Genomic DNA, 13,808 nt, shown 5'->3' on the forward strand with positions numbered 1-13,808 from the left:
GAACCTGTAAGGAACTGATCGGCAATTGGCTGGCAAGTTCAAGAGCCCCCTCACCCTGGCCCTCTCCCGAGGGAGAGGGAAATGACCGAGTTGAATGCTGGAGGTACGCCGACTTGCGAGTCTTCAGTCGAACTCAGCTTTGGAACATTCCCCGATCAGCTCCCTTTCCCCCTCGCCCCTCTGGGGGAGAGGGTTGGGGTGAGGGGGAGGCTTTTGATCTTTGCTCCCGCAGGTAATTAATGGCATTTCCACAAATGCACCGTCCGTAACACCGCCGAAACTTTCCCGAACAGCCAGCAGTCATGAACAGACAGAGGCTGTACGAGGACTTTCAACGGGAGGGCGGCATGGCAACGATTCACATCGGTATTTCAGGCTGGCGCTACGCCCCGTGGCGCGGGGATTTCTACCCCGATGGACTGGCGCAGAAGCGCGAATTGCAGTTCGCCTCGCGAGCGGTCAACAGCATAGAGATCAATGGATCGTTCTACGCCCTGCAACGACCCGAACGCTATGCCCAGTGGTACGCCGAAACGCCAGACGACTTCGTCTTCAGTGTGAAGGCGCCGCGTTTCATCACCCACATCCGCCGCTTGCGCGAGATAGAAAAGCCATTGGCGAATTTCTTCGCGTCAGGTGTGCTGGAGCTCAAGGAAAAGCTGGGGCCGATCCTTTGGCAGTTCCCACCGAACTTCAGATTCGACGCCGAACGTTTCGAGCATTTTCTCGCCCTATTACCCCACGACACCGAAGCTGCCGCCGCCCTCGCCCGTCAGCACGACTCGCACCTGCATGGCCACGCCAGCATGAAAGCCTGGCGCAAAAAACCGTTGCGCCATGCTGTCGAAATTCGTCATGACAGCTTCATCGATGTCGACTTCGTGCGCCTGTTGAAACGCCACAACATCGCACTGGTGATTGCCGACACCGGCGGTAAATGGCCGTATCGCGAAGACGTGACCAGTGACTTCGTCTACCTGCGCCTGCACGGTGCCGAAGAACTCTACGCCAGCGGTTACAGCGCACCGGCGCTCAAGCGTTGGGCGGATCGGATCGAAGCCTGGCATCACGGGAAACAACCGACAGATGCCCATTTGATCGCCCCGCGCCTGAAACCTCGAGTGCGCAAATCACGTGAAGTGTTCTGCTATTTCGACAACGACATCAAAGTCCGCGCGCCCTACGATGCGCGCAACTTGCTACAGCGTTTCGACCTCGACCACGACTTGGCCACCACGCCCGGTGAGCCCGCTGGCGAAGGAGTGCTGGCATGAGTGTTTCAGAGCCGGTCGGTTTCACCGACGAAGGGGCCGAGGTCGAGTCATCCGTGCGCAGCTTCACCGTGCTGACGGTCAACACCCACAAGGGCTTCACCGCGCTCAATCGGCGTTTCATCCTGCCGGAACTGCGCGAAGCGGTGCGCAGCGTCGCCGCCGACGTAGTGTTTCTGCAGGAGGTGCACGGCACCCACGAGCACCATCATCAGCGCTACGACAACTGGCCGGCGATGCCGCAATACGAATTCCTCGCCGACAGCCTCTGGCCGCAGTTCGCCTACGGGCGCAACGCGGTGTATCCGGAGGGCGATCACGGCAATGCGCTGCTGTCGAAATTCCAGATCATCCGCCACGACAATCTCGACGTTTCCATCAGCGGTCACGAAAACCGTGGCCTGCTGCATTGCGTGCTGCGCCTGCCCGGCGACGGCAAAGAGGTGCATGCGATCTGCGTGCATCTGGGCTTGCGCGAGAGCCATCGCAACGAGCAACTGGGCTTGCTGATGCAACGCCTTGCAGAACTGCCGGACGATGCTTCGGTGATTGTCGCCGGCGACTTCAACGACTGGCGCCAGCGAGCTGATGCGCTGCTCAAACCCTGCGGTCTGCGTGAAGTGTTCGCCGAGCATCATGGCAAACCGGCGCGCAGTTTTCCGGCACGTTTGCCGACGCTGCGCCTCGACCGCATCTATGTACGCAACCTCAAGGCCAGCCAGCCAAAAGTGCTGGCGAACCGGCCTTGGTCACACCTTTCCGACCACGCCCCGTTATCGGTGGAGATCGAACTATGAGCAGCGCACCGATGGAAAAATCCGCTGTGGAACCGATAAGCATCAACCCGCCTGTGCGCCAGCCGGGTCAAGTCGATGTCGAGTACCACTGGCAGGGCGGCAACCGCGTGGAATTGCTGGAAAACGGCGAGGAATATTTCCCCCGCGTGTTTGCCGCAATGCGGGCGGCGAAGAGTGAAATCCTGCTGGAGACCTTCATCGTCTTTGAAGACAAGGTCGGCGCCGAATTGCAGGAGATTCTGATCGACGCCGCCAAGCGCGGTGTGCGCACCACCGTCAGCCTCGATGGCTTCGGTTGCGGCGAGTTAACCACCGGTTATCTCTCGGCCCTCAGCGATGCCGGCGTGCATCTGCAAATCTTCGACCCGGCCCCCAAACACCTCGGAGTTCGCACCAACTGGTTCCGCCGCTTGCACCGCAAAATCGTTGTAGTCGACGGCTTGGTTGCGTTCATCGGCGGGATCAATTTTTCCGGTGATCACCTCGCCGATTTCGGCCCTGAAGCCAAGCAGGATTACTCGGTGCAGGTGCAGGGTCCGGCGGTGGCCGACATCCATCACTTTGCCCTGCTGCAAAGCGGTCGCCCGGGCCGGGCCAGGTTTTGGTGGCAACGTCGCCGCCAGCGCCGTGCAGAGATGGCTTTCACCGATCACGACGGCCAGGTGCGCCTGGTGTTCCGCGATAACGACCAGCACAGCACCGATATCGAAGATGTGTACATGCAGGTGCTGCGCCGCGCCAAACATCGCGTGGTAATCGCCAACGCTTACTTTTTCCCCGGCTATCGCTTGCTGCGCGAGATACGTAATGCTGCGCGACGCGGGGTCGATGTCAGGCTGATTCTTCAGGGCCAGCCAGACATGCTGGTGGCCAAACTCGCGGCGCGGATGACCTATGACTATCTGCTCAGGGCCGGCGTGCAAATTCACGAATATTGCCAGCGCCCGCTGCACGGCAAAGTCGCGCTGGTAGACGAAGAATGGAGCACGGTCGGCTCGAGCAATCTCGACCCGCTGAGCCTGTCGCTGAATCTGGAAGCCAACGTGTTGATCCGCGACCGCGCGTTCAATCAGATGCTGTTCGAGCGTCTCGAAGACCTCAGCCAAAATCACTGCAAAGCCATGGATGCCGCCAAGTCGCCGCGCGGACGCATCTGGCACATGACCGTGGGCTTTCTGGTATTCCACTTTCTGCGGCACTTTCCGGCCATGGCCGGCTGGTTGCCCGCGCACAAACCCCGGCTCAAGCCATTTCGAGGTGATCGCTCATGAGCCATTCCGACGCGTCATCCGCCAGCCATTCGGCGCCAGCAACCCACTCGCGCTGGAGCAAATGGAAACGTCCGCTGACGGTGGTGTTCTTTCTCGCGCTGATCGTGCTATTGACGATGTTCGCCACACGCATCGAATGGGCCGAGGTGCTGCAAACCCTTGCCGACTTCAAGGTGCGCACGCTGATCATCGCGGCCGGCATCACCCTCGTGAGTTTTCTGACCTACGCCAGCTTCGACCTGATCGGTCGCACTTACATTCGCCAGGACCTGACCTGGAAACAGATTCTGCCGGTGGGCATCATCAGCTACGCGTTCAACCTCAACCTCAGCGCCTGGGTTGGCGGGATCGCCATGCGTTATCGCCTGTATTCACGGCTCGGCGTGAGCAAAGGCAACATCGCCAAGATTCTCGGACTGAGCCTGGCGACCAATTGGTTCGGCTACATGACCATTGCCGGCGTGGTGTTCAGCAGCGGACTGGTGAGCATGCCGCCGGGCTGGAAAATCAGCAGCACGGCGTTGCAGGGGATCGGCGTGTTGTTGCTGCTGATCAGTGCCGGGTATCTCGCGGCGTGCCAGTTCTCAAAGCGCCGCGAGTGGTCGATTCGCGGGGTGGAGATCAATCTGCCATCGCTGCGCATGGCAGTGCTGCAACTGCTGCTCGGCGCGTTGAACTGGTCGCTGATGGCCGCAGTGATCTTCACGCTGCTGCCGAGCAAACTGGATTATCCGTTAGTGCTCGGCGTGCTGTTGATCAGTGCTATTGCCGGGGTCATCACGCACATTCCGGCGGGGCTCGGGGTGCTGGAGGCCGTGTTCGTGGCGCTGCTGCAACACGAGGCCTCGCGAGGCAGCCTGGTGGCGGGGTTGCTGGCGTATCGAGCGATTTACTTCCTGTTGCCGCTGCTGATTACGCTGGTGATGTACCTGGTTGTGGAGGCGAAGGCCAAGTCGCTGCGGATAGTGAAAACACCGTCCTGATTCTGTTTTGCAGCTGCCGGCCTCTTCGCGAGCAGGCTCGCTCCCACATTTGAAATGCGCCCCCTGTGGGAGCGAGCCTGCTCTATAAGGCGTCCGAGAGAACGCCACAGTCTATGAAGACTGAATAATGCTCAACCGCTCGCCAACGACCATCTCGGTAATCCAGTCCACCAGAATCGACGTGTACGCCTGCTGAGAAACCGGCTCGCTCAACGCATGATCCGCGCCATCAATGATCCGGTGCGTCAGCGAATGCGTCTGCTGACACGCGGCGCGGTAACTCATGATCGTCGCGTGCGGCACGAAATCGTCGGTTTCCGATTCCACCAGCAACACATCTCCAGTGAATTGCGAACACGCATGCAGTGCACGGTTGTTGTCGGCGCGAACCAGTGCGCCGCGATAATCGCGCAGGTCAGCCTTGTCCAGATCGCGTTTCGGCGTGTGCCATTGCTCATCGCGGTACAGCGCCGGCACCCGCAGCGCCAGCCAGCGCACCGGGCGCAATGAGGTAAGGATCGACGCGAGGTAGCCGCCGTAACTGGTGCCCACCACGGCGATGGCCGATGTGTCGAGCGCCGGGTGGGAGAGCAAGCGGTCGTACGCCGCCAGCAGATCGCGCAGATTATCTTCGCGGGTAACCCGACTCAGCGAAATTCCGCTGCCGCCAGTGTGGCCGCGCAAGTCGAAGGTCAGACACACGCAGCCGAGGCCGGCGATCCCTTTCGCCCGCTCCAGGTCACGCTCTTGGCTGCCGCCCCAACCGTGGACAAACAACACCCCCGGCACCTTCGATTTAGGACTGAGAAACGTCCCGCTCATTTGCTCATCGTCAATGTCGATTTGAATGCTTTCGCTTCTAGCCGTCATAAGATTTGACCATTACATATTTGAGGAGAAATTCGCTGTTCTCAGCCGGGCCGCTATACACCTCGATGGCGTCCGCCGGCAGCGGCTGATCGATATAGGTTTCCACTGAAGATACCCGGATTGCGCGCATTGCAGGGTCGTTGACGAAACTTTGCAGTGCCGCCACTTCTGCGCTGCTGGCGCCGCCCATGCGCCAGGATTGTTCCAGTACGCCGCTGCGGGTTTTACCGCTGCTGTCCAACCCTTGGGCGATGTCGTAGTTGCGGCGCGAGGCGTAGAAACGCGGATAGGCCTCATCGGCGGCGCTGTCGAACACTTGCGCCTGCTCGATGGCCAAACGCACGTCATCGGGCAATTCCAGCGCCAGCAAATCCTCATAGCCGCCCTGCACCACCAGCAGATTCGAGCCGCCGTAGACGTCTTCGCCATGAGCATCTTTGGTCAAGTATTGATCACCGCAGTAACTCAGCACTCTGTCGCCAATGAATGACTGGCCGACGCTGTGAGTGATGACCTCGCTCAGGTCTTGCTCCAGCACTACGCCTTCGCTGAACAGCTCGTGTGCTTCAGGTCGGGCGAGAATTTCGTCGAAGGCGTCGAGGCTTTTGATGACTTCCTGACCGCGACCGGCGCAAGCGTGAATCGGCTTCAGACGGATCGGCCCGCTGTACAACAAATGCTCGGCGGCAGGCCGCGCATCTTCGAAGGCGAACACGCTGAGGCCATCAAGCACCACGCTGCGCACGCGTTCAGAGAACAGCGGCGACCAGCCTTGCGGCGCGCGGGCCAGATGACTGCGCAGGCCATGGCTGATGGCTTTGGTACAGATGAAGTCGTATTCGACATAGCCGCCCCACAAGTCATCGGGACCTTTTACCCCAAGTGCCTGGGCGCTGGCGGCGCCAACAAGAGTTTGCGTCGGCAACAGATACAGGTCACTGCCGCGATGTTTCGCGGGGTCATAAGCGCCGCCGAATTTCAAGCCGAGAATCTGCGCCAGCCAGCGCGCCAGGGCCTTGTTGGTTTCCACCTCGTGCTGCGGCGCTTCGGCGCGAACGGAGTGGGCAACCACGATTTTCTTGCGGGGTGTCGGGGTCATGCGTCCCCCTTCAGGCAGGCTAATGAATGTAGACAGGAAAGGTGCAGAGATCAGGCCAACGGTAACCCGGTGGAAAGCGCTGGTGAATCAACTGCTTGGCGAAAGCGTAATGGCACCGCGCCTGTTTCAATCTGCACGACGACTCAATAATCCCCGGCAAATTGCACGATCCAACGCTTCACAGATAACCCTGCGGGAGCTGGCTTGCCAGCGATAGCGGTGGGTCAGCCACCGACTTGGCCAACTGTAAGACCGAATCGCCAGCAAGCCCTCTCCCACAGGAATTGAGACAGTCTCTGATCAACCGGCTAAACCAAACCGCCCCCGATATTCACTCGGCGCCAGCCCGGTGATCTTCTTGAAAATCGCGCGAAATGCCCCCGGATCCTGATAGCCCACCGTCCACGCAATATGGTCGATCGTGTCATTGGTGAACTCGAGCAACTCCCGCGCCTTGCCCACCCGCAGGTGCTGGCAATACTCGGTCGGCTTCAACCCGGTCGCCGCACGAAACCGACGTAGAAACGTGCGCTCCTCCAGCCCTGCCCGCTCGGCCATCGCGGCCAGCGAAACATCCGTCGCGCCGGTGCCTTGCAACCAGTGCTGCACCTTGAGAATCGCTGCATCGCCATGACTGAGGATCGGCGCGAAATTACTTCCGCACTCGCTGGCGCTGTCGCTGTGTTCCACCACCAGAAACCGCGCCGTGGCGGTGGCGATACCCGGCCCGAGCAGACGATCGACAAGCCGCAACCCCAGCTCCGACCACGCCATCAAACCGGCCGTGGTGATCAGGTCGCCATCATCGACAATCGGTGTGTCGGCCTTGAGCCTGATCTTCGGATAACGCTCGGCGAATGCCTTGGTCGAGGTCCAGTGGGTAGTAGCGCTGCGGCCGTCGAGCAGACCGCTTTCGGCGAGCATCAGTGAGCCTACGCAAACCCCGCCGAGCGTCGCACCACGGGCGTGTTGCTCGCGCAGCCACGGTGCCAGAGCGGCGGGCATTTGTGACGCAGAAAATCCGCCGATCGAGGGCGGTATCAGCACCGCCAGCAAATGGCTTTCGGTGCCGGGAAGACTGTCGTAAACCCGCGCCGGTGGCTGATCACCTTCGACCTGCCAGTGACTGACGCGCAACAGCGGCAATTGCGCAGCCTGATGCTCGCCAGCGATCCGGTTGGCCACCGCGAACAGATCAGTCAAACCATGCACCGCCGCCATCTGCGCGCCGGGATAAATCAGCACGCCCAATTCAGCCACGGCGGCCCTTTCTGCGCCCATTGTCAGTTTTCCCCTGTCTATTGTCGGTGGGGCCAATCCTCGAATCACCGGCCAGCGCCAATACTGAAGCCACTTTCAACCAATACCTCAAGGACACACCCATGGCCAAGCAAGCGCTCATCGTAGTCGATATCCAGAACGACTACTTCCCTCAAGGCAAGTGGCCGCTGGTCGGTGCCGACGCCGCTGCCGACAACGCCGTCCAACTGATCGCCGCATTCCGTGATGCGGGGGACTCGGTGATCCATATCCGCCACGAATTCACCTCACCCGAGGCCCCGTTTTTCACCCCAGGTTCCGACGGCGCGAAGCTGCATCCGAAAGTACTCAACCGCGCCGACGAACCCGTGGTGCTCAAGCATTTCGTCAACTCGTTCCGCGAAACCGAACTGCAATCGATTCTGGAAGAAAAAGGCATCAAGGAATTGGTGGTGGTCGGCAGCATGAGTCACATGTGCGTCGACGGCATCACCCGTGCCGCGGCCGATATGGGTTACAGCGCCACGGTGATCCACGACGCCTGCGCCAGCCGTGATCTGGAGTTCAACGGTCTTACCGTACCCGCGGCGCACGTCCACGCCGCGTTCATGTCGGCGCTGGGTTTTGCGTACGCCAGTGTGGTGTCGACCGACGAATTCCTCGCCGCCAATCGTTAAAAAGCTACCGCGCGATACTTTCTAATCATCAAGGCCCGCCTCGCTGCGGGCCTTTTTTCGCTTGTCATGAAAATCTCACGCGTGAGTCATTGATGGCATTTTGAATTGGTTGTAGTGTGGCTCACGCGTGAGACATTCATAACCGAGTCACTGCCATGAAAAGCCGCTCCTCCACTATTGCATCAGAAAGCCCAAAGGGAGAGCGCTCGAAACCGTCCGCAAAAAAACCGTCGAGTTTCTACATGAAGCAGATGCGCGCGGGCCTGGCTGCCGCCGGTTATGTGAAACACGAAACTTGGGTGCTTCCCGAAAACCGAAGCTTGCTCAAGCAGATGGAGCAACAGCTACGCCAACCGATTCTGGCTGGCTCATTCATGTCGGAGAATTACATGAGCGCAGGCAACAACTGGAACATCGATAGCCTCTTCAACGCCCTCAAGGCACTGGACGAGGTGGCTTCGCAAGAGATCACACTGTCTCTGATCCAGAGCTCCGAGCCCAGCATCAAGCTGGAAATGAACGATTTCGGCGGCCTGCCGATTCACATCGCCCTGGCCGGTCAGCAGATCATCGTCGACACCGTGCTGGTGGACATCGATTCGATCACTGACGTCCATGCCTTCAACGACGCCGTATTGCGCAGCCGGGAAATGTTTCCGCTGTCGTCGATCGGTATCGAGTCGATGCCTAACGGCCAGACCGTTTACAACATGTTTGGCGCGCTGAGCGCCGACTCGAGCCTGACCAACGTGGTCACCGAGGTGAAAACCCTGGTCGACAACGTGCAGCGCGCGAGCGAAGCCTTCGAACACTTCTTCAAGTAATCAACAGGGAATATCCAATGACTCAGTCCATCTGGAGCAAGTTGTTCACCGCACTGCGCGGCGGCGCCAGTGAAGTCGGCGAAAGCATCGTCGACCAACAGGCCTTGCGCATCCTCGATCAGGAAATCCGCGACGCCGATACCGCGCTGTCGAACGCCCGCCGTGAACTGGTCACCATCATGGCCAAACACAAACTGGCTGCTGACCGCGTGAGCGAGTACGACGCCAAGATCAAGGATCTGGAAGCCAAGGCTGTCTCGGCCCTGAACGCCGGCCGTGAAGACCTGGCACTGGAAGTGGCCGAAGCGATTTCGACCCTGACCAACGACCTGGATGTCGAGAAGAAACAAAGCGACGAGTTCGGCACCTACGCCGCCAACATGCGCAAAGACATCAACAAGGCCGAATCGCGGATCAAAAGCCTGCGTCAGCAAGTGGACATGGCCAAGGCCCGTGACAGCGTGCAGAAAGCCCAGGTCAGCGCGTCCATCGCCAGCGGCGGTGCCAACGGCAAACTGGAAACCGCAGTCGGCACCTTGAACCGCCTGCAAGCCAAACAGCAGCAGCGTGCTGCCGAACTGAGCGCTGCGGACGAACTGGCTGATGCCGCGACCGGCAACGACCTGGACCGCAAACTGCGCGACGCCGGTATCACGCCGAACGAGGGCAGCGCCAATGCGATCCTCGAGCGCCTGAAGCAGAAATCCGCTCAGTAAAAACTGCGCCAAACCTGTGGGAGCAAGCCTGCTCGCGAAAGCGGTGTACCCGTCGACATCCATGTTGACTGACACGCACCATTCGCGAGCAGGCTCGCTCCCACATGGTTTACCGGCTTCAAATCCTTCTGCTCGTTCACCACGCAGCCCGGTACACTAGCGACGTTTTTTTGCCAACGAACACCTCCACCCGCTTCAAGGAACGTACCCATGGGATGGTTTAAAGATTTGCTGGGCACCAGCAACTGGCAGACCGCTGCGCCAACGCCAACCGTTGCCGGCGGCCCACTCGGCATGGCGCAAGGCAAGGGTGTCAGGTTCGATTCGACCCTTTCGTTGCTGCTCGACGGTTCGACTTCGGTGCGTGTGCCCTTCGATCAGGCGGTCTGGAGCGCAGGCTGGGTCGATCTCGGCCAGTCCAACAAACTGCACCGCTATTACATGAACGACGAGGATTTCTGGGTGCAGATCCACGTCACCGGCGATGACCAGATCGAATCGGTCACGCTGTTCAACTACCTCACTTACGTGACCGTCAACAGCGATACCGAACTGCAGCGCCTGGCCGGCCCCAACAGCCTGATCGGCCTGCCGACCTACACCCACGAAGGTGTCGAATACACCCGCGAGTGGGGCACCGAACAAGGCCAGACCGAACTGGTACCGATGACCGAACACGTGGTCAATGTGGACGAAAGCTACACCATCAACCATCACTCGATGCTCTACGCACGCGAGACCGGCCTGACCGATCGCCGCGAACTGTTGCTGTTCTCCGTCGAACAGGATGAAGAAGGCACCGTCAGCTTGAGCACCTCGCTGGGCATCTCGTTGTACACGACTGACCTGAGCACCATTTAAATAAGGAAGTTTTCCATGCTGGAAGTGCTGGCCGTATCCCTTAACAAGACCGCGTTGACCGGTTTCATCGTCTACCTGATCGGCGCTGTGCTGCTGTTCATGCTGTTTCAATTCGTCTACACCCGCGTCACTCCGCACAAAGAGTTCGAGCTGATTCGTTCCGGCAACGCGGCCGCTGCCGTCGCGCTGGCCGGTGCAATCATCGGTTTCGCCATTCCCGCCAGCAACGTGATTGCCTTTTCGGTCAACGTTGTCGACTTCGTGGTTTGGGCGGTGATCGCTGCAGTGGTGCAACTGCTGGCGTTCCTTGGCACGACCCTGGTGCTCAAAGGTACTTCGCAGCGCATCGCCAACGGTGAAATGGCCGCTGGCATCTACGTCGCCGCCGTAGCGATTAGCGTCGGCATGCTCAACGCTGCGTGCATGACGCCGTCCAACTGATCGGCAGGAAGCCTTAGATGAAACGAAGTAAATACGTTCAGTTGTCCCTCGCAGCGTCGGTGGCCATGGCCATCTCTGGCGAAGCGGCGGCAGTCGATCAGCCCCGCAACTTCCAGAGCGTGGAACAGTGCGTCGATGCCGAAGTCGCTGCTGATGTTTGCTCCAATGCCTACGTTGCGGCCCTGACCGAGCACCGACGCATCGCTCCGGCGTATGACGACAAAGCCAAATGCGATGCGGATTTTGCCGCCGACTGGTGTCAGAAAAATTCCGATGGCCGCTTCGTGCCGAAACTCGGCGGCTTCAAAGTGCCGCAGCCCGGTGAAGCCGCGCAAAATCTCGATGCCATCGCCGACGCGCAGATGCCGGCGGGTGAAACAACATCCAGCAACGCGACCCAGAGCACTTCGCACTACTCCGGTGGTGGGGGCGGCGGCAATGGCATGTTGACCGGATGGCTGATCGGCAATGCGATGAGCAACAACTCCAACCGTACGGTTTACCGCGACCGCGATACACGCCAGACCTACAACACTTCGACGCAGTACCGCAAAATCGAATCGGCACCGCGCAGCCAACCGGACTACGAGAGCACCAGAAGCAAACCGGTGAACGTCGCCTCTTCGACTTCCCGTGGCGGCTTCGGCAGCCAGTCCAGCGCGCGCAGCGGTTGGGGTGGCTGGGGTAGCAGTTCCGGTCGTTCGAGCAGCTGACCATGAAAAAGATCCACTGCGCCGAGCGCCCCGACTGGAAACCGACAGCCGAGAGCCTCGGCTTCATGTTCCACACCATCGACGACGAGCCCTACTGGGACGAAAGCGCGTACTACCAGTTCACGCTCGCGCAGATCGAAAATGATCTGGAAGACCCGACCACCGAACTGCACGAGATGTGCATGGACCTGGTCGACCGCGTAGTGCGTAGCGAAGAGTTGCTTGATCGACTGAGCATCCCGCCTGCGTACTACGACATGATCCGCACGTCCTGGCTGGAAGGTCATCCGCATCTGTACGGACGCATGGACTTTTCCTACAGTGGAAACGGTCCGGCAAAACTGCTGGAGCTCAACTACGACACGCCAACCAGCCTCTACGAAGCGGCGGCGTTCCAGTGGGGCTGGCTGGAGCAATGCATCGAGCGCGGCACGCTGCCGAGCCATGCCGACCAGTTCAACAGCATCGACACCAAACTGCATCAAGCCTTCGCCGAGTTGCAGCTCAAGCGGCCGTTCTACTTCTCCTCGATGAAAGACTCGGTGGAAGACAAGTGCACCACGGACTACCTGCGCCTGATCGCGGAAAAAGTCGGCATCGAATCACGGCACATCGACATCGAGGACATTGGCCTCAGTGCCGACGGCCGTTTCGTCGACCTGCAGGATCGCTGGATCCCGCACCTGTTCAAGTTGCACGCCTGGGAGTTCATCTTCCACGAGCCGTTCGGCGCGGCGATTGCCGCGTGCGATACGCAGTTTTTCGAGCCTGCGTGGAAGGCGATCCTGTCAAACAAAGGCGCGCTGCCGTTACTGTGGGAGTTGCACAAGGGCCATCCGAATCTGCTCGCGGCGCATCTCGATCCGAATCCGGCCAGCGCCGTACCCAGGGGCTGGGTGCGCAAGCCGTACTTTTCCCGGGAAGGCGCCAACATCGAGCTGCAAACCGCGGACGGTCTGATCGTCAAAGAAGACGGGCCTTACACCGATGCGCCGTTCATCCTGCAGGAGTTTGCGCCATTGCCGAAGTTTGACGACAGCTACACGCTGATCGGCTCCTGGGTAATTGGTGATCAAGCGGCGGGGATTGGTGTACGTGAGGACAACAGTCTGATTACCAAGGATTCGAGTCGGTTCTTGCCGCACCTGATCCTGGACTGAGCCGTTAAAAGCGCAAATTTTCAGCAACAAAAAAACCGTAGCGTGGAAGCGCTACGGGTTTTTTGTTTCTGGCGGTTATGAAAGCTCGGTAGAGCGAGCCGGCGTTTCCGCCAGAGGCTTTTCTTTGGGAGCCTCGTGGGTGCCGATGCCGTCCAAAAGTCCAGGTACGCCTGGCTGACCACGCAACCGAAAATACATAAAAACAAATACCCCCCGTCCAAGGGGATCGACTGGATCGCCAGTCGCCCGCCACTTTCACCCCTGCCAAAACCACAAAACCCCCGCGATGCGGGGGTTCTGAGGCTAAATCCGGAGCGATTCAGGACACGAATCAGAACGGAATATCGTCATCAAAGCTGTCGAAATCCGGAGCCGGTTGCGGCGCGGCTTGCTGTGGAGCCGGGGCCGAACGCTGTTGCGGAGCCGACTGCTGCGGGCGTGGAGCCTGCTGACGTGGCGCTGGAGCGGACTGCTGATAGTTGTTGCCGCCGCCTTGTTGCTCGCCCTGTTGTGGACGGCCGCCAAGCAGTTGCATGGTGCCTTGCATGTCGACCACGATTTCGGTGGTGTAACGCTTGATACCGTCTTTTTCCCACTCACGGGTCTGCAGCTTGCCTTCGATGTAAACCTGCGAGCCTTTACGCAGGTATTCGCCAGCGATTTCTGCAACCTTGCCAAACATCGAAACACGGTGCCATTCGGTCTTCTCGACCTTCTGACCGGTTTGCTTGTCGGTCCACTGTTCGCTGGTTGCCAGACTCAGGTTGGTCACGGCGTTACCGTTAGGCAGGTAGCGAACTTCGGGATCCTGGCCGCAAGTGCCGACCAATATGACTTTGTTAACCCCACGGGCCATAACGTTCTC

General features: G+C 59.6%; 15 protein-coding genes. 11 read left to right on the top strand and 4 right to left on the bottom strand.

Annotation, left to right across the window (positions count from 1 at the left end):
• Window positions 1-347: 347 nt before the first annotated feature.
• The 4 genes from JJD74_RS09745 to JJD74_RS09760 are packed head-to-tail and all read left to right on the top strand — an operon-like array spanning window position 348 to window position 4,322.
• Window positions 348-1,274: a DUF72 domain-containing protein gene (locus tag JJD74_RS09745; protein WP_042561313.1), complete on the top strand. Its 927-nt coding sequence runs from the start codon at window positions 348-350 to the stop codon at window positions 1,272-1,274.
• Entirely contained in the window at window positions 1,271-2,068 is a 798-nt protein-coding gene (locus JJD74_RS09750; RefSeq protein ID WP_042561314.1) for an endonuclease/exonuclease/phosphatase family protein, read from the top strand. The genes JJD74_RS09745 and JJD74_RS09750 overlap by 4 nt, the downstream gene beginning before the upstream one ends.
• Window positions 2,065-3,339 (top strand): cardiolipin synthase ClsB, encoded by a 1,275-nt coding sequence (clsB, locus tag JJD74_RS09755; protein ID WP_042561315.1) that lies wholly within the window; start codon window positions 2,065-2,067, stop codon window positions 3,337-3,339. Before JJD74_RS09750 ends, clsB begins: the two co-directional genes overlap by 4 nt.
• A complete protein-coding gene (locus tag JJD74_RS09760; RefSeq protein ID WP_200613314.1) occupies window positions 3,336-4,322 on the top strand; it encodes a lysylphosphatidylglycerol synthase domain-containing protein in 987 nt (328 codons plus the stop codon). Before clsB ends, JJD74_RS09760 begins: the two co-directional genes overlap by 4 nt.
• Window positions 4,323-4,433: 111 nt before the next feature.
• Here the strand turns inward: JJD74_RS09760 and JJD74_RS09765 are convergent, their stop codons facing one another.
• From JJD74_RS09765 to JJD74_RS09775, 3 genes are all read right to left on the bottom strand, one after another.
• Window positions 4,434-5,192, bottom strand: coding sequence for an alpha/beta hydrolase family protein (locus JJD74_RS09765; protein WP_042561317.1), 759 nt, complete (start codon window positions 5,190-5,192; stop codon window positions 4,434-4,436).
• Window positions 5,182-6,291, bottom strand: coding sequence for a DUF3182 family protein (locus JJD74_RS09770; RefSeq protein WP_200613317.1), 1,110 nt, complete (start codon window positions 6,289-6,291; stop codon window positions 5,182-5,184). The genes JJD74_RS09765 and JJD74_RS09770 overlap by 11 nt, the downstream gene beginning before the upstream one ends.
• Before the next feature lie 300 nt (window positions 6,292-6,591).
• Complete coding sequence (locus JJD74_RS09775) at window positions 6,592-7,572, bottom strand: GlxA family transcriptional regulator (protein ID WP_042561319.1); 981 nt, start codon at window positions 7,570-7,572, stop codon at window positions 6,592-6,594.
• A 101-nt stretch (window positions 7,573-7,673) separates the two neighbouring features.
• Between JJD74_RS09775 and JJD74_RS09780 the strand changes: the two genes are divergently transcribed.
• The 7 genes from JJD74_RS09780 (at window position 7,674) to JJD74_RS09810 (ending at window position 12,943) form a co-directional block, all read left to right on the top strand.
• Window positions 7,674-8,228 carry a cysteine hydrolase family protein gene (locus tag JJD74_RS09780; RefSeq protein WP_200613321.1) on the top strand — a complete coding sequence of 185 codons (555 nt, stop codon included), beginning with the start codon at window positions 7,674-7,676 and terminating at the stop codon, window positions 8,226-8,228.
• Window positions 8,229-8,470: 242 nt separating this feature from the next.
• Complete coding sequence (locus tag JJD74_RS09785; protein WP_224787147.1) at window positions 8,471-9,052, top strand: YjfI family protein; 582 nt, start codon at window positions 8,471-8,473, stop codon at window positions 9,050-9,052.
• Between the two features lie 17 nt (window positions 9,053-9,069).
• Window positions 9,070-9,768, top strand: coding sequence for a PspA/IM30 family protein (locus JJD74_RS09790; RefSeq protein ID WP_042561322.1), 699 nt, complete (start codon window positions 9,070-9,072; stop codon window positions 9,766-9,768).
• 210 nt (window positions 9,769-9,978) lie between these two features.
• On the top strand, window positions 9,979-10,629 hold the full coding sequence (locus tag JJD74_RS09795) for a DUF2491 family protein (RefSeq protein WP_200613325.1): 651 nt from the start codon (window positions 9,979-9,981) through the stop codon (window positions 10,627-10,629).
• A 15-nt stretch (window positions 10,630-10,644) separates the two neighbouring features.
• Window positions 10,645-11,070 carry a DUF350 domain-containing protein gene (locus tag JJD74_RS09800; RefSeq protein WP_042561324.1) on the top strand — a complete coding sequence of 142 codons (426 nt, stop codon included), beginning with the start codon at window positions 10,645-10,647 and terminating at the stop codon, window positions 11,068-11,070.
• A gap of 17 nt (window positions 11,071-11,087) precedes the next feature.
• On the top strand, window positions 11,088-11,783 hold the full coding sequence (locus JJD74_RS09805) for a DUF1190 domain-containing protein (RefSeq protein ID WP_047303704.1): 696 nt from the start codon (window positions 11,088-11,090) through the stop codon (window positions 11,781-11,783).
• 2 nt (window positions 11,784-11,785) lie between these two features.
• Window positions 11,786-12,943, top strand: a complete 1,158-nt coding sequence (locus tag JJD74_RS09810) for a glutathionylspermidine synthase family protein (RefSeq protein ID WP_200613329.1) — start codon at window positions 11,786-11,788, stop codon at window positions 12,941-12,943.
• A 331-nt stretch (window positions 12,944-13,274) separates the two neighbouring features.
• Here JJD74_RS09810 and JJD74_RS09815 read toward each other — a convergent pair whose 3' ends face one another.
• Window positions 13,275-13,799 carry a single-stranded DNA-binding protein gene (locus JJD74_RS09815; protein WP_042561333.1) on the bottom strand — a complete coding sequence of 175 codons (525 nt, stop codon included), beginning with the start codon at window positions 13,797-13,799 and terminating at the stop codon, window positions 13,275-13,277.
• Window positions 13,800-13,808 lie beyond the last annotated feature (9 nt).

Source organism: Pseudomonas sp. MF6776, from assembly GCF_016613125.1.
Classification (GTDB): domain Bacteria; phylum Pseudomonadota; class Gammaproteobacteria; order Pseudomonadales; family Pseudomonadaceae; genus Aquipseudomonas; species Aquipseudomonas iridis.

Bases quoted from the DNA above. Each gene is read 5' to 3' on its own strand.
- JJD74_RS09745 (WP_042561313.1), top strand. From the start codon at position 348: ATGGCAACGATTCACATCGGTATTTCAGGCTGGCGCTACGCCCCGTGG.
- JJD74_RS09750 (WP_042561314.1), top strand. From the start codon at position 1,271: ATGAGTGTTTCAGAGCCGGTCGGTTTCACCGACGAAGGGGCCGAGGTC.
- clsB (WP_042561315.1), top strand. From the start codon at position 2,065: ATGAGCAGCGCACCGATGGAAAAATCCGCTGTGGAACCGATAAGCATC.
- JJD74_RS09760 (WP_200613314.1), top strand. From the start codon at position 3,336: ATGAGCCATTCCGACGCGTCATCCGCCAGCCATTCGGCGCCAGCAACC.
- JJD74_RS09765 (WP_042561317.1), bottom strand. From the start codon at position 5,192: ATGACGGCTAGAAGCGAAAGCATTCAAATCGACATTGACGATGAGCAA.
- JJD74_RS09770 (WP_200613317.1), bottom strand. From the start codon at position 6,291: ATGACCCCGACACCCCGCAAGAAAATCGTGGTTGCCCACTCCGTTCGC.
- JJD74_RS09775 (WP_042561319.1), bottom strand. From the start codon at position 7,572: ATGGGCGCAGAAAGGGCCGCCGTGGCTGAATTGGGCGTGCTGATTTAT.
- JJD74_RS09780 (WP_200613321.1), top strand. From the start codon at position 7,674: ATGGCCAAGCAAGCGCTCATCGTAGTCGATATCCAGAACGACTACTTC.
- JJD74_RS09785 (WP_224787147.1), top strand. From the start codon at position 8,471: ATGAAGCAGATGCGCGCGGGCCTGGCTGCCGCCGGTTATGTGAAACAC.
- JJD74_RS09790 (WP_042561322.1), top strand. From the start codon at position 9,070: ATGACTCAGTCCATCTGGAGCAAGTTGTTCACCGCACTGCGCGGCGGC.
- JJD74_RS09795 (WP_200613325.1), top strand. From the start codon at position 9,979: ATGGGATGGTTTAAAGATTTGCTGGGCACCAGCAACTGGCAGACCGCT.
- JJD74_RS09800 (WP_042561324.1), top strand. From the start codon at position 10,645: ATGCTGGAAGTGCTGGCCGTATCCCTTAACAAGACCGCGTTGACCGGT.
- JJD74_RS09805 (WP_047303704.1), top strand. From the start codon at position 11,088: ATGAAACGAAGTAAATACGTTCAGTTGTCCCTCGCAGCGTCGGTGGCC.
- JJD74_RS09810 (WP_200613329.1), top strand. From the start codon at position 11,786: ATGAAAAAGATCCACTGCGCCGAGCGCCCCGACTGGAAACCGACAGCC.
- JJD74_RS09815 (WP_042561333.1), bottom strand. From the start codon at position 13,799: ATGGCCCGTGGGGTTAACAAAGTCATATTGGTCGGCACTTGCGGCCAG.